Origin of the sequence: Sulfitobacter sp. 15WGC (assembly GCF_005068605.1) — a bacterium.
GTDB classification, from domain to species: domain Bacteria; phylum Pseudomonadota; class Alphaproteobacteria; order Rhodobacterales; family Rhodobacteraceae; genus Sulfitobacter; species Sulfitobacter faviae.
This window is the reverse complement of sequence record NZ_SZNL01000156.1, coordinates 1-255: the sequence shown is the minus strand read 5'-3', so window position 1 is coordinate 255 and position 255 is coordinate 1. Positions and strand designations below refer to the sequence as shown.

1 protein-coding gene is annotated in these 255 nt (G+C 61.6%); it reads left to right on the top strand.

Features of this window, described 5'->3' with window-relative positions:
* Positions 1 to 255: IS66 family transposase zinc-finger binding domain-containing protein (locus FCK22_RS19455; protein WP_349237609.1), on the top strand; the 255-nt coding region annotated here is incomplete at both ends.

The window sequence follows — 255 nt, the reverse complement described above, 5'->3', positions numbered from 1 at the left end:
AGGATGAGCGGCAGCTGGCGTTCGAGGACCTATCCATCGCACTGGCCGAGGTCGAGGTGCAGAAGGAACATTTGGCTGCCAAGGCAGGTGAGAAAACGGCAACCAGGCCTGCGCCAAAGCGCACCATCGGCAATCTCCCGGCTGCACTGCCGCGCATCGAAGAGGTTATCGAACCCGACAGCCTGATCTGCCCTTGTGGCTGTGGTGTCATGCACAAGATCGGCGAAGACCGCAGCGAGCGGCTGGACATCGTGC